11 protein-coding genes are annotated in these 13,846 nt (G+C 44.0%); all 11 read right to left on the bottom strand.

Annotated features, from left to right (window positions below; translation table 11 throughout):
- Nucleotides 1-184: 184 nt before the first annotated feature.
- Nucleotides 185-706 carry a hypothetical protein gene (locus ECHVI_RS06790; protein WP_157501266.1) on the bottom strand — a complete coding sequence of 174 codons (522 nt, stop codon included), beginning with the start codon at nt 704-706 and terminating at the stop codon, nt 185-187.
- Between the two features lie 83 nt (nt 707-789).
- Nucleotides 790-1,158 (bottom strand): DOMON domain-containing protein, encoded by a 369-nt coding sequence (locus tag ECHVI_RS06795; RefSeq protein ID WP_041738385.1) that lies wholly within the window; start codon nt 1,156-1,158, stop codon nt 790-792.
- A gap of 11 nt (nt 1,159-1,169) precedes the next feature.
- A complete protein-coding gene (locus ECHVI_RS06800) occupies nt 1,170-2,243 on the bottom strand; it encodes an efflux RND transporter periplasmic adaptor subunit (RefSeq protein ID WP_157501269.1) in 1,074 nt (357 codons plus the stop codon).
- Between the two features lie 43 nt (nt 2,244-2,286).
- Nucleotides 2,287-5,421: an efflux RND transporter permease subunit gene (locus tag ECHVI_RS06805; protein WP_041738386.1), complete on the bottom strand. Its 3,135-nt coding sequence runs from the start codon at nt 5,419-5,421 to the stop codon at nt 2,287-2,289.
- A 3-nt stretch (nt 5,422-5,424) separates the two neighbouring features.
- Nucleotides 5,425-6,789, bottom strand: coding sequence for a TolC family protein (locus tag ECHVI_RS06810; RefSeq protein WP_015265224.1), 1,365 nt, complete (start codon nt 6,787-6,789; stop codon nt 5,425-5,427).
- Between the two features lie 97 nt (nt 6,790-6,886).
- Entirely contained in the window at nt 6,887-8,236 is a 1,350-nt protein-coding gene (gene chrA / locus ECHVI_RS06815; RefSeq protein WP_015265225.1) for a chromate efflux transporter, read from the bottom strand.
- A gap of 70 nt (nt 8,237-8,306) precedes the next feature.
- Nucleotides 8,307-9,035: a superoxide dismutase gene (locus ECHVI_RS06820; protein ID WP_245553446.1), complete on the bottom strand. Its 729-nt coding sequence runs from the start codon at nt 9,033-9,035 to the stop codon at nt 8,307-8,309.
- An 86-nt stretch (nt 9,036-9,121) separates the two neighbouring features.
- Complete coding sequence (locus ECHVI_RS06825) at nt 9,122-10,405, bottom strand: sensor histidine kinase (RefSeq protein WP_015265227.1); 1,284 nt, start codon at nt 10,403-10,405, stop codon at nt 9,122-9,124.
- A complete protein-coding gene (locus ECHVI_RS06830) occupies nt 10,402-11,085 on the bottom strand; it encodes a response regulator transcription factor (protein ID WP_015265228.1) in 684 nt (227 codons plus the stop codon). The genes ECHVI_RS06825 and ECHVI_RS06830 overlap by 4 nt, the downstream gene beginning before the upstream one ends.
- Before the next feature lie 588 nt (nt 11,086-11,673).
- Complete coding sequence (locus ECHVI_RS06835; protein ID WP_015265229.1) at nt 11,674-11,883, bottom strand: hypothetical protein; 210 nt, start codon at nt 11,881-11,883, stop codon at nt 11,674-11,676.
- Between the two features lie 23 nt (nt 11,884-11,906).
- Nucleotides 11,907-13,403 (bottom strand): recombinase family protein, encoded by a 1,497-nt coding sequence (locus tag ECHVI_RS06840; RefSeq protein WP_015265230.1) that lies wholly within the window; start codon nt 13,401-13,403, stop codon nt 11,907-11,909.
- Between the last annotated feature and the right edge of the window lie 443 nt (nt 13,404-13,846).

Raw genomic sequence — 13,846 nt, forward strand, 5'->3', positions numbered from 1 at the left:
CTGTTTCATATCCCAAAACTTGAATTAAAATAATAGCGTAAATTTATTCTCATAAATGGCAACCAATCCACATATTTATAAAAGAGCATTTATACTTTGCAAGTATGCACTCTGCTGGAAATTCCGCAAGAATTTCCAGAATAGACGAGAACAAGCAATTACTTATAGCCATTGTGCACAGAGTTTATATTTTTAAAAATTTCCAATTTAATTTTACGTCCTCCACATTATTTCGCTCTTCAATTTTTTTGAGCATAGATTCCCTATGGCCTGAGACAATAAATAACATTCCCTGACCAAAAGCATGTTCTTTACAATAATTATAAATGTTATTAAGAATTTCATCCTCTCGTTTTTCATTTATTTCTCTTTCCAGTGCAGAAATTTGATAAAAGGCTTCGTCATCAACAGTCTTCAAAATCTTTTCTTTAAGAGAGTCTATTTCTTGGAATAACTTATCATTATGGTCGCTATTTAGAAATTTAAATCCATATTTTGTCTCAGCTGAAATTTGATGGTCCAAAAGGTTTCTAAAATTAAACACATCTTGAGATACCATTCCACATATTTTATTTAGCATTCTTTCACAATTATCATGGAAATTTAAAGGTCGCTTTAATGTATCTACAGGAATATGCGGGATATCATGTTTATTTATCGTCAGTAATGGTGGTTTTGGCGTCCCACACACCATCCCAGAACTCATTTTCGGATTCCCCGTTATTGATTACCTGTACATCCGCCCTGGCTCCATTGGGATTGACAACAAAAAGAAATCCGTTCCGGTCATCATTTATAGGTGTCAATGATCACTTCAAAGTTGTCTTCCAGGTCAAAATCAAAATCCCGTTTCATCTCACGTGCTACCAGTTTACCAGGCTCACTATCATAACCCCTGAACCCAATGTAAAGGGTTTTGGTGGTATATACAATGGCTACTTCTGTTCTTTCAGTGGCCGGTTCCCCGATATTGAGTTCCCTTTGGGTAAAATTGCTGATGGATATGGCCTGTTGCCAGGCGGGGTCATTAAGCTGACCATCCACCTGGGTAGGTGCACTTGAGAAAAATGCGTAAATCGTATCAGGTCTACTGACCTGGGCCAGGCAAGTAGCATAGCAAATGGCCCAAATCAGAAATGTGATAACGAAACGGCTCATACAAGCGGAGGTTAGTTGATGGGCATTCCCTCTGTCATTTCCTCATTGGGCTGCAGGAGGATGCGATCCCCGGTATCAAGTGCGCCAAACACCTCGACCGTGCCTTGGTTTTTCATGCCTGTTTTTACTTTTACCCATTTCAGCTTGCCCTCCACTACCTTTCCCACCGCTTTTCTGCGGAGGGTGGTCAATACAGCGCTGTGAGGTACCCATATACTTCCACCGGTGCGCTGAATGTTCAACTGTACTTCCGCAAAAAGCCCTGCATTCAACTCACTCTTTTGATTGTTTACAACAAATTCCCACATCTCTGTTCGGGTTTCCGGGTCGATGCTCCGGGCCCGCCTGTAAAAATCTGCTTTGAACAATGTCCCGGGGAAAGGATCTACTTTAAACGTCACAGCGTCCTCCGCTATAGAACTACCGGTCAGGGCTTCCGGTACCGGTACCTTTAACCGCAATTTTTGATTGTTTTCGATCACCAGCAAAGGGACACCATTATTCCCTCCGACCAGGTTTCCCGGATCGGTATTCCTTTGGGTGATCACTCCGTTGAAAGGCGCCCGGATGGTAAGATAATCCAGCAATTGTTGCTTTGCCCTAGCGGTATAATCTGCTGCCACCAGCCGGGTGCTGTCAGCCATAGCGTTGTTCTTTGCTTTGATCAGGTCGGATTCTGAAACCGTACCAGGCTTTCCGGAGGCTTTCACCAACCGCTCAAAGACATCCTTACTGCTCATGTAATCGGCACGGGCAGACTCTACCTCACTGCGGGCTTCAGCATAAGCTGCCTGTACTTCCGGTGCTTCTATTTTCACCAGGACCGCACCTTTTGATACTTTATCACCAATATCCACCCGTACCTGGTTTACATATCCCTGTACTCTGGCATTCATGCCCGCTTTCTCAAAGGCATGCAGCTCTGCCGGCAGTGTCAGGGCCTGTGGGGCATTTTGGTAACTCACCGTTATGGTTTCTACTTTTTTTGTCAGCCCCTCCTTGCTTTCCATGCTACTTTTTTCAGCTTTATTCGAACATGCTGAAACAATGGCCATATATAAAATTGGCAGGATGTATTTTTTCATTATGTTTTGATTTTGCGCTTTCTCCGGTTTCATATAAGTTTTATTACTGTCCGAAATAAGGACTCTGTTCATCATCCGGATCCAGTGATATGCTTTTGTAGTGTTTCCTTCCTATCAATTGCCAGTAAATGGCAGGAAGCATGAAGACAGTGGCAAATACTGAAAACAGCAATCCACCGATCACGGCTATCCCCAATGGAGCCGTTTGTTCGCCTCCCTCACCCAGTCCAAGCGCCATGGGGGTCATACCTGCTATCATAGCAATGGTGGTCATCAGTATAGGTCTCAACCGATCCTTTATTCCCTCCAGGTGCGGGTTTTGTCTTTGATCTTTCCGGTATTGCTCGGCTATGGTAACAAATAATATGGCATTGGCCACTGCCACACCTATGGCCATGATACTGCCCATAAAGGATTGAATGTTAAGCGTGCTCCCGCTTATCCAAATGAGAAGGAAGGAACCGGCTATTACGGCCGGTACAGTAGAAAGCACCGCGAAAGAGAGCCGGAACGACTGAAAATTGGCCGCCAGCAGCAGGAAGATCACGGCTACTGCCAACAAAAGGCCGGTACTCAGTTCATTGAAGGTTTGGGTGAGGGTTTCAGCGAGCCCTCTGAATTTCACACTCATTCCCGCAGGTGGATCGCCCATTGCTTTTAGTTCATTGCGCAGCGTTTTAATGGCTCCTCCCAGGTCTTTGTTGTGCAGGTTTCCCGTGATGGTAATGAACCGCTGCTGGTTGAGGCGGTCATATTCCCCGATCATGGTCGCCGGTTCCCATTTGCCCACATCACCTGCATAGACGGTTTTCCCGTTTTCCGATTTAAGCGGCACCCTTTCAATATCATCAGGTTGATCTATTAGGTATTGGGGAAATTCCACCTGCACCTGGTAAGCATGGCCCGATCCGGCATCCAGCCAGTAATTGGGTTGAGTGAAGCGGCTGGAAGAGGTGGAGGCTGTTACCGACCGGCTGATGTCTTCAATGGTAAGGCCCAACTGGCCGGCACGTACACGGTCATACTCCAGGTCGATGGAAGGATAGTTCAGTGGAATGCCAAACTGTACGTCCCGCATAAAAGATAATCCTTCTATTCTGTCCTTTATTGCTTCAGCAAATTTTCGTGATTCAGAAAGATTTTTACCCTGCACGGCAATTTCCACCGACGTATTGGCTCCCTGGCTCATCACCTGGTCTACCAGGTCGGCAGGTTCGAAAGAGAGGCGCATATCAGGTATGGCTTCCGCTATCCTTTTCCTGAGGGTCTCTTTGAGGACGTCCAGGTCTTGTCCTGTTTCTTTCAGCTTGATCTTGACAACTGCTTCGTGCGGGCCACCTGTCCAAAGAAAGATGGTATTGACAGGATAGCTTGGAGGCTGGATGCCGACAAATGCGGAAGTGATCTCTACATTTTCTTTGCCGACCACCTCATTTACCACTTCCAGGAACTGCTTTGTTTTCTCTTCGGTGTTTTCGATACGGGTGCCATCGGGCATCCTTAACCGAACCTGCAACTGCCCGGAGTTTACTTTTGGAAATATCTCTGTGCCGGTAAACTGCCAAAGGGACGCGAGCATGGCAACAATGACTGCCAGGTAAATACCGATGGCCCATCCGCCCTTGTTTGTGATACCTTTTGTATATCCTGTTACACGGTTTCTAAACCGATGAAACTTTCCATCCTCTTTTTGAGGAACATGATCTTTCAAAAACCAATTGGAAAGAATGGGAACCATGGTTTGAGAAAGCAGGAAAGAGGCGATCATGGCGAAGCCTACCGCCAGCGTAAGTGGTAAGAACATGGCCCGGGGTGTGCCGCTCATAAAAAAGGAGGGGACAAATACGGCAAGGATGCTGATCAGGATGAGAAGTTTCGGCAAGGCAATTTCCTTGCACGCATCCAGGATGGCCCGGGTCTTCGTCTTGCCCATTTCCTGATGTCGGTGGATATTTTCAATCGTCACAGTCGATTCATCTACAAGAATACCTATCGCCAGTGCCAGTCCGCCTAATGTCATGATATTGATTGTCTGTCCGGTAAGGTAAAGGCACACTATTGCCGATAATATGGCAAGCGGTATGGTAAGAATAACGATGAGCGCGCTGCGTCTGTCACCCAAAAACAATAACACCATCAGACCGGTAAGCACTGCCCCCAGTATTCCTTCAAAGGACAGGGTTTTCAGGGAGTTGATCACATAGCCTGACTGATCAAATTCGTAACTTACCTTGATGTCATCCGGCACAGCCGCCTGCATTTCCGGCAGGCTTGCCTTGATGCGCCTGACGACATCCCAGGTGGAAGCGCTCGCCCGTTTGGTTACCGGAATATACACCGAGCGGCTACCATTGATCAGGGCATAGCCTGAGGCCACATCGGATCCGTTTTGTACCTCGGCTACATCCCTTACGTATACAGCCGGTCCGGAACCTTTTTTTAAGGGAATATTGGCCAGCTCCTGAATATCACTTACCACCGTATTTTGATTAACGATCAAGAGTTTGTCCGCTGTCCGGATGTTGCCGGAGGGAGAGATGGTATTGCCTTTGGCAATGGCCATCACCAGTTCATCCGGGCTGATATTGTAACTACGCAGTTTAGAGGGATCTGCCTTAATAAGCACGGTACGCTGGTTTCCACCAAAAGGAGGTGGTGCCGACACCCCTGGAATAGAGGCGAATTTGGGGCGTACTTTAAAGAGTGCCAGGTCTTGTATTTCACCCAATGACCGGCTTTCACTGCTAAAAACCAATTGGCCTACCGGTGCACCTCCTCCGTCAAACCGGGTAATAAAAGGGGGCACGGTACCCGGAGGCATAAATGCCCTGGACCGGTTGACCTGGGCCACTACTTCGGCCAGGGCCTGAGACATATCAGTTCCTTCATGAAAAGTGAGCTTCATTAAGGAAACGCCCTGGATCGTTTTGCTTTCTACTTCTTTTATACCATTAATGTACAGGAAATGATATTCGTAATAGGAGGTCATAAAACCCTCGATCTGATTAGGTGCAAGGCCTCCGTAGGTCTGAGCTACATAAATGGTGGGGGTGCCCAGCTTTGGGAATATGTCCACAGGCATGTTCCGTATGGACAAGACCGCAAAAAACACGATAGCCAAAAGGGCTACCATGATGGTTACAGGTTTTCTTAATGCGGATATGATTAATTTGATCATCTCTTATAATTGGTTAAAAAAGATTTCCAGGTCACCATTTACAGCAGCGATATACAGTAATGCTTTCCAGGCTTCCCAATAGGATTTTCGGAGTTCGATTTCTGCTGCTACCAGCTCATTCCGGGCTTCAATCAGTTCTGTAAAGGTTATCAGCCCTGCCTGGTACTGGGATTGTATGGCCTCATACGCATAACGGGCATCCTGGAATTGTACAGGGGTTTCTCCGGCAATGGCCAGTGCAGTGATTAATGTGTTATCAGCAACGGACTTTTGCTTATTCAGAGCCAGACGAACCTTTTCCAGTTCCTGTTTATCAGCTTCCGCTTCCAGTTCCTTTACTTTCCAGCGGGCTTGATAGCGGCTGATCTGGGTCAGTGGCATGGCCAGTTGTATACCAATGCCATAATTGAACCGGTTGAGATGAAACCCGTCAGTCGGGTTATCGACAAAGGTGTTGCCGTTGTTGTCAAGCTCTACACCGGAACCCCGGCCATAAGCAGTACCCAATACACTTAGGGTGGGCATCCAGCTTAATTTCTCTGCTTTGAACAGGTATTGTGAGGTTTCCCAGTCAGCCATGGCCAGTTGTTCTCTCGGATGAGTCATTTCTGTAGATCCTGATAGCCGGGGCAGTACTTTAAAAAAAGTAGAATCCGCCAGGTTTTCAGGTAAATCAGCCGCAATCAATTCTGACAGTATTGCTTCATATTCAAGAAGGGTGTTTTGTTGCTGTAGGATCTTAATATTTGCTTTGGAAAGTTCGGTATGAAAGCGTGCGGTATCCACCCCCGAAACCAATCCGGAAGTAGCCAGGCTTACGGCTTGTTCGTAATTGACTTTGGCTCTTTGCCGATCACTTTCCAGTACATCCAGGATTTGATCGGCAAGGAGGTAATCCAGGTAGGTCCCAGATAACCGCACTTGGTGTTCCAACAAGGTAAGTTTGTTCAGGGCTGAACTTGCCTGATAACTGCTTTCGGCTGCCTTTACCTTGTTGCCCCTACGCCCGAAGGTGTAAGGCTCCCATTTCATCAGCAAACCGGCAGCCGATCCCCAGACCATATCGTTAAGATTCTCAGTAGATGGGGGGCCGCTCACCGGTAAAATGTATTCAGGATAAAACATCCCGGTGAGGTTGTTATAAGTCGAATAGTTAGCTTGGGCAGAAGCATTAATATCGGGTATCAATGTACGCCTGGTGGATTTGACCATTTCTCCCGATGCCTCTTTCTTTGCCTCTGCGGCAAGAATTCCAGGGTAGTTTTTTGTGGCTGTTTCCAGTAGCTTTTTTATAGGAAGCTGGGTCTGGGAATGTACATTCGTCCAGACAAGGGTAATGAGGACTACCGGTAGGGTGATCTTAAACATTCGAACCATTTTTCAATTTGTGATCAATTCATCACAAACCTATGACCCGATTCTGTAGAAATATGGGAATATAGATGGAAGCTAGAAGCAGGGTATATTATAAAAAGGTGAAATAATACAGTATGCCGCATATTACACTAACAAGAATTGTTTTCAGCATCTCCCATTTCAGGATGAAATAGACAAATGCCGCAATTAATCCTATAACCAATGAAGGAACGTCAATTGTAGCCCACTCCGGGATCAACCATCTTATTCCCAGGGAATGGCTTTCGTTTACTTTCCCAAAAAGTGTATGGAGAGCGAACCACACCCCAAGATTGAGTACTACACCTACTACAGCAGCTGTAATTCCGGAGAGGGCCGTGGTCAGGTTTTTATTTCCCCTGAGATATTCTATGTATGGAGCCCCTGTGAATATAAACAGAAAGCAGGGAATAAAGGTAGTCCAGGTTACCAGTATGGAAGCTAAGATTCCCGCCATCATTGGGTCCAGGGAACCGGCAAAACGATACGCACCCATAAACCCGACAAATTGTACGACCTGGATAAGTGGACCAGGTGTGGTTTCTGCCATACCCAGTCCGTCCAGCATCTCGCCGCTTTTCAACCAACCATAGTCTTCCACTGCTTTCTGAGCGATATAGGCCAATACGGAGTAAGCTCCACCAAAGGTAACCACAGCCGTTTTGCTGAAAAACAGGCCTTCCGAAAAGAAAATGTTCTCCACTCCTACCCACAGGGCGATCAGTACTAACGGCAGTGCCCATAAACTAAAAAAGAGGAATACGGTTTTCAGGGTTTTTACCAGGGATGGTTTTACCGGCCGGATGTGGCTATCTATGAAGTAGGCACTCTCTTCCTCACTTTTTTCTCCATGTCCCTTGATTACATAAAATTTTTCCTCCCAAAGTTTTCCGCCTATAAAACCTGTTAAACCGGCTACCACAACGATATAGGGAAAATCGACCTGGAAGAAAAAAATGGCGACAAAAGCCAGTGCTGCCATGGTCACCATAACCTCATTTTTTAATGCCCTTTTCCCTATCTTGATGACTGCGCCAATAACGATGGCCAAAACAGCGGGTTTAATGCCAAAAAATATTGCCTCTACAATTCCTATATCCCGGTATGCCGCATAGAGAATACTCAGTATTAATATGGAGATAAAACCGGGCAGGACAAACAATATCCCCGCAACCAGCCCCCCTTTGCTTCTGTGGAGTAACCAGCCGATATAGGTCGCCAGTTGCTGCGCTTCCGGTCCCGGCAATAACATGCAGTAATTTAGGGCGTGCAGAAAACGGTTCTCACTGATCCATTTTTTTTCCTCTACCAGAATTTTATGGATCACGGCAATCTGCCCGGCAGGCCCTCCAAAGCTATGAATAGCTACCCGAACCCATACTTTGAAGGCTTCTTTAAAGGAGACCTGTTTATCGATCATATATTAATATATACGTATAGCTACAAAGGAATGGCGTGATGGCATTATCCTATATTCCAATGAAATTGAATTATCCGTGCAGTTGTTTAGCAGTTATAAGCCGTTCTGCCACATTATCCCAATTAATAATTTCCAATACAGTGTCGACAAATTCTGCTCTCCTGTTTTTGTATTTCAGATAATAAGCATGTTCCCAGACATCTATGACCAATAACGGAACCACGCCCCACTGGGTGAGCTTCTGGTGGTTTTCACATTGCAATAAAGTGAGGGACCGTGAATACGGCTGATACCCCAATATTCCCCAGCCGCTTCCTTCTACTGATTTTGAGATTTTGGAGATATATGTTTTCAGGTGATCAAATGAGCCAAAGTCCTTTTCTATCTGTTTCAGCAATTCCGCTTTGGGCTGTGTTTTTTTATTGGTCAGGTTTGTCCAGAAGATGGAGTGCAGGACATGGCTTGAAAAATGATAGGCCAGCTTTCTTGTCCACAGATCCACCTGATCCATCTCGCCCGATTGAAGGTGCTTTTTTATGCTTTCCAGGTCTTTATTCGCCCCTTTTACCGCGCCGCCATGATGAAATTCATAATGCAGGTGCAGGGTTTCTTCATCCATGTGTGGCTCTAAGAATGTCTTGTTATATGGAAGTGGTTTCTGAATGAAATTACCATTGCTGTCCACCAGTTTATCAATGCCGTTTTCAGTCACATTCTGTGAAAAAACGTTGTTGATGGGAAGAATGCTCGCTCCACCCAATATTGCGGAATTCCTTATGAAATCTTTTCTGTTCATCATTGAAGTCATTTTAATTTAGATATTACACGCATTCATAATGGTAAAGTAAATCATCAAATCTGTAGAAATTTGGGAAAATGATCTGTTTACCGAAAATTCAACTCAAAAACATGCAGCCCTTCTTCCTGGTGGTAGTGGAGCTCCCAGCCACTTGTTTCGGCAATCTTGCGGGCAATGGCCAGGCCCAACCCCCAGGTATCGGGATTCCCGGATTGCTTGTAGAAACGGCTGAACAATTTGTCCTTTTCTAATACCGTTCCTTTTTCTTGCTTTTCATGCCCGGTGTTGGCAATCATGAGCTTTCTCTCTTTCATTTGAATGTTCACCCTGCCGTTTTTCTTGTTATGCAGAAAAGCATTTTTAAGCAGGTTCTGTACCAGTATCTCGGTAAGCATCACATTACCCTGCACAATCAAGCTATCTTGTGTTTCGGTTTTCACTGATATATTTAAGGAAGCTTTCTGTTCTTCGTAATATTCCATTGAACGGTTGATAATGGTGTTTATATCAACCTGTTCTGCAAGAAGAAACTGCCGGTTTTCAATTTTAGATAGGAGCAAGAGGGTCTTATTCAGCTTTTTTAAGCGTTGTGTAGAGCCGATAATGCCTTCCAGAATTTCCGCCTGCTCCTGTGTGAGTTCTGCCTGTCCGATAAGCGCTTCCAGCTTTGACTGGATAATGGACAGGGGTGTCTGCATTTCATGGGAGGCGTTTTCAATAAATTGCTTCTGGCTTACAAACACTTCCATATTTTTTCGGGCAAGTTCAATAATGGATTCATTCAGCATCCGGAACTCATCTATCCGGGAGGGTGATAATTCAGGTAACTGCTGCTTGTCAAGACGAAAATACCGGAGTTCTCCCAGCGTTTCAAAAAACGGTTTCCATATTTTTTTGGAGATTATGTGTTGTGATAAATAAAAAGAAAGCGCTAAACCCAGTAATAAACCTCCCAGTGTAATGGCAATGGTGCTGATCATTTCAGCCGCTTCCAGGTGGGGCTTTACAATTTCCAGCCGGTAATGCTTTCCCTGTAATTTCGCAAAAGTGGTCAGCCTGCGGTATTCATCGAACTCATCATCAACAGGCTCATAAATGAGGGTGTCAGTGTAGCTTTCGTAGCTTTCCTGAAAAGCAGCTTTTTCAACAGGATAAAAGGTAAAATCGTCCAGCGGGTTATCTTCTTTGAAGGGAGCTTCAGGGTTTTCTTCAAGGTAAGCCAGCAGGTTGACTTTGCGGTTGTACAACACTTCATCTACATTTTGAAGTACGTTCCAGCTTAGCACCAGGTAAAACAATATGGAAAAAATCCCGAACAAGATCAGGAAATAAAGCAATTGAATCCGAGAGGTGTAGGTAAGTAGTTTCATAATCCTTTGATTTGATAACCTACTCCATAGATGTTGTTGATCTCTACCTGTGCCCCGGCTTCTTTCAACTTTCTTTTGAGGTTCCTGATCTGCGAGAACAGGAAATTGAAACTCTGGGCCTCATCCACGTAATCGCCCCAAATATACTCGGCCAATGACACTTTGGAGATCACCCGTTTATGGTTATTGATCAGGTGGGTAAGAATGGCATACTCTTTTTTGGTAAATGAAATAAGATTTTCGAGGTCATCTACACCTACCAGATATTGGTCAGGTTCTATAACCAGGTTGGCAAAGCGGAAAAGTTTGTTGGTTTTGAATTGTTTTCTGCGGATGATGGCTTTTATCCTGGCATTGAGTTCGGAAAAGTAAAACGGCTTGGTGAGGTAGTCATCGGCCCCTAGCCCCAGCCCCTTCAATTTGTCATCCAGCGAATTCCGTGCTGAAAGAATGATCACCCCGTCCGTCTTGTCTTCTGTATAAAGCGTCTCCAAAAGGTCAAAACCGCTACCATCGGGAAGGTTAATATCCAGAATTATGCAATCGTAATTATACAGTGAAATACGCTCCATAGCAGACTGGAGCCCCATTGCGGAATCATAAATAAATCCTTCTTCGGAAGCAAACTCTTCCAGGCTTTTTAACAATTGCGGCTCATCTTCGACAATTAACAACTTCATGCATTCAAAATAACAATTTAAATCTGTAGAAAAACGGGATTGCTGCGTTAACCATTCTATTACATCTGCTTCTTAGATTTAAAATTGCATGTAGTCCTTTTTTAGGCTCAAATCCTAGAGAAAGTCCGATATTTGCTCAATTGAAAAGATTTCATAATCAACACCAACTCAGCAACCTCAAATCCTCCACCAAATGGTTCAAGTTCAGTCCAGTCAGCTCCTTAAAACAGGATTAAAGGATATTATTTGAGCTTGAGGTATTTTGGCAAAACCACAATATTCCAGCACTTCTCTCTGGCTAGAGAATTTTATGAAAGCAAACTATGCTTAAATCAAATTTTTAGATTTAAGCATAGCATAAAGCCCCTCTAACAATCGTAAATCCCGTAGAAAAAGGTTCGACATTTGTTCAATAGAGCTACTTAAGGAAACGGAAAATTAGTCTGTTTCCTTTTTTTCTACACTAAAGTGTCTTAAAGTACAGCGTGTTGTGTTAAAATGGATAGGGTTCGATAATTATCATATGACACCCTCTTTTTTTGCTTCTATTATACAACACCTGTCTTAAGGACTATTCTAACACATGTTTTACGGTTCAATTTCCGCTAAAGGATTTCTGCATATACCTTCTCTCTGGGTATGGCCATGAACCTTTGCAACCATGTAAAGAAAATTTAAAATAGTTGTAGCTTCGTCTTCATCGACTTTGATGTGATTTTTCGCCAGGATTGCAATAGCATGCTTTATCGACACCTTCTTATCGCCGAAGCGTTTTGTGTCTTTATATACTGAGTTCATCTTTTTTTAAATTTAATCATGTATTAGGGTTGGGCAGACAAGGCTGCGGACTGATTGTTTGCGATGGTTAAAATTTTTGAAAGAGTATTGTTTAACACCAAAGAATCGAGGTCGCGGGTTTTGGTGTTTATATTTCCCGGCATTATCCCGTTTATGATTTTTCTCTGGTCACCGATGTCAAAGTCTCTATATCTGCTGAAAATATCTGAATATGACTCATCTTCCATGTAATTGTATTTGTCATACAATTGAAGTCTGGCATTAATCCTGTTCAGATCGTTTTTCAGGCCTTCTGAAGCAAGGTTGTATTCCTTTTTGAGTTCACTGAAATCCTCAAATTCTATTTTGTCATTGATGTACAGTTTCCTGGCTTTTGACATCAATATCTCCCGTTCGTCTATTTTATCCAGTAGCAGCCTTCTCTCTCGTAAATACTCAGATTGCTGCACGGATGCATTTACCTCCTTAAGAATAAGTTTGAACAACTCAATAACCCCTTGTTTAAGCACCAGTTTTTCCAGCTTTTCGTTATATAAGCTATTTATCCGGTCAGCATTGAATCTTGCTTTGCACTTCCCTCCAAGGCAATGATAGTATGGATAACTGTTGCTACTGCCTTTTGAAACACTGCCGGTTAATTTCCGGCCGCATAGTGGGCAGGTCAAGTATCCTCTTAACGGAAATATTTTTTTTAGTTCCTCCGTTTTTCCTCTAGGCCTCGTTTTGCGTTTGATGGAAGCTTGGACTTCATTGAATAACTCCTCAGATATTAAAGGTTTATGAAGTGCTTTAACAAATTCCATTTCTTCACTACCTCTTGGAGGAACAGTAACAATGCCACAGTATGCAGGGTTGCGGATAAGTTTCCAGAAGTTGGATTTTCCACATTTCAATCCTTTTGTACAGGCCATTCTCCTGACTTCCTCAATAGTGAAAGATCGCTTTGCCAATTGCTGAAAGGACCATATGATAATATCTGCTTCGGGGTGCTTTGGAGCGATGAATTTTTTCCCATCGGGAGAGATCTGGTTGATGTACCCTAAAGGAGCCTTCCCAGGATACCTACCGGCCTGTTTTGCCCGGCGCATACCATTTGATGTATTCAAAGCCCTTCGGTTATTTTCAGCTTCGGGAATCGATAAATACACCGCAAGCATGACCGAACTCTCAGGAATATCAAAATCAATGGGTTGGTCAATGGCCACCGCCTGCGTATTGAGATTTCGCAGGATCCCGATCATTTCATAGGCATATTGTATGTTGCGGCTGAACCGGTCCCATTTGACAAATAAAATGTTCTCGGGTTTCCTGCCTTTATTCCCCTTGATCGCAGCTATGAGTTTTTTCCATTCAGGACGATTGAAGCTTTTCGCTGAAAAATCTTCGCGATAAATGCCCATGACTGTGATATTGTGGAAACCGCAATATTGCAACAGTCGTTCTTCCTGCTCGGGAAGGGAGTACCCTTTTCTTTTCTGTTCATCCGTGCTTACCCGGATGTATAAATAAGCTGATTCCATATTCATATGTTTAATTTTAAGTTTCTTATCTGTTCTATATTTTATCACAGCCCCTACAAATTCAGGTCATTATGTAATTGATGTCAAAATTTCTATATTTGACTCTTGATGTTTCCGGACAAACAAATAAAGGCATTGATGATGTTGCTTATCATGTTATCCATGATGCTGCACAATGCCTATCCCCATGTCCACCATCAGCATGGGACGGTAGAGACTGTTGCCCTGGAACATGAATCACATCAACACACTGATCACCGTCACTCCCATGATCAGGACGACAATGAGGACCACAAAGATTTTTTTGATTTTCTATTAAAAAGTCACTCTCATTCTCAGCACCCCCATCAGCATGCACCGGTTATTGAACTAGTGAAGGTCAAGAAGAACTTAACGGATTTGTGCTACACTGAGGAACCGGCAACTATATGCTTTGACCGAAT

This window comes from Echinicola vietnamensis DSM 17526 (assembly GCF_000325705.1).
Taxonomy (GTDB): domain Bacteria; phylum Bacteroidota; class Bacteroidia; order Cytophagales; family Cyclobacteriaceae; genus Echinicola; species Echinicola vietnamensis.

What these genes read in the sequence shown, in the direction of transcription:
- ECHVI_RS06835 (WP_015265229.1), bottom strand. Translation starts at nt 11,883, where the DNA reads ATGAACTCAGTATATAAAGACACAAAACGCTTCGGCGATAAGAAGGTG.
- ECHVI_RS06805 (WP_041738386.1), bottom strand. Translation starts at nt 5,421, where the DNA reads ATGATCAAATTAATCATATCCGCATTAAGAAAACCTGTAACCATCATG.
- ECHVI_RS06840 (WP_015265230.1), bottom strand. Translation starts at nt 13,403, where the DNA reads ATGGAATCAGCTTATTTATACATCCGGGTAAGCACGGATGAACAGAAA.
- ECHVI_RS06795 (WP_041738385.1), bottom strand. Translation starts at nt 1,158, where the DNA reads ATGAGCCGTTTCGTTATCACATTTCTGATTTGGGCCATTTGCTATGCT.
- ECHVI_RS06800 (WP_157501269.1), bottom strand. Translation starts at nt 2,243, where the DNA reads ATGAAAAAATACATCCTGCCAATTTTATATATGGCCATTGTTTCAGCA.
- ECHVI_RS06830 (WP_015265228.1), bottom strand. Translation starts at nt 11,085, where the DNA reads ATGAAGTTGTTAATTGTCGAAGATGAGCCGCAATTGTTAAAAAGCCTG.
- ECHVI_RS06825 (WP_015265227.1), bottom strand. Translation starts at nt 10,405, where the DNA reads ATGAAACTACTTACCTACACCTCTCGGATTCAATTGCTTTATTTCCTG.
- ECHVI_RS06810 (WP_015265224.1), bottom strand. Translation starts at nt 6,789, where the DNA reads ATGTTTAAGATCACCCTACCGGTAGTCCTCATTACCCTTGTCTGGACG.
- ECHVI_RS06790 (WP_157501266.1), bottom strand. Translation starts at nt 706, where the DNA reads ATGAGTTCTGGGATGGTGTGTGGGACGCCAAAACCACCATTACTGACG.
- ECHVI_RS06820 (WP_245553446.1), bottom strand. Translation starts at nt 9,035, where the DNA reads ATGATGAACAGAAAAGATTTCATAAGGAATTCCGCAATATTGGGTGGA.
- chrA (WP_015265225.1), bottom strand. Translation starts at nt 8,236, where the DNA reads ATGATCGATAAACAGGTCTCCTTTAAAGAAGCCTTCAAAGTATGGGTT.